At 53.6% G+C, this 233-nt stretch carries 1 protein-coding gene; it reads left to right on the top strand.

Annotated features, from left to right (window positions below):
* The coding region (locus tag ACYP03_RS28200) for an ATP-binding protein (RefSeq protein ID WP_459782964.1) at nt 1–233 on the top strand (233 nt) is incomplete at both ends.

Raw genomic sequence — 233 nt, 5'->3', positions numbered from 1 at the left:
CAGGACTGGACTTGCCGCTGCGGGTCGCTCCCCGGATTCCGACCGGCCTGATTGGGGATCCGCAGCGCATCCAGCAAGTACTGACGAACCTGATTGGTAATGCCTTTAAATTTACCGAGCGCGGTAACATTGATATTGCCTTCGAGCTGAAAGCCGTCCGAGATGAAAACCTTGAACTTCAGTTAATGGTCCGGGATACAGGGATCGGTATTTCTGAACGCCATCAAGCCCAG

It is taken from the genome of Photobacterium sp. R1, assembly GCF_054600795.1.
Note: the sequence above shows the minus strand (reverse complement) of the source record. Positions and strands in the feature narration are given on the sequence as shown.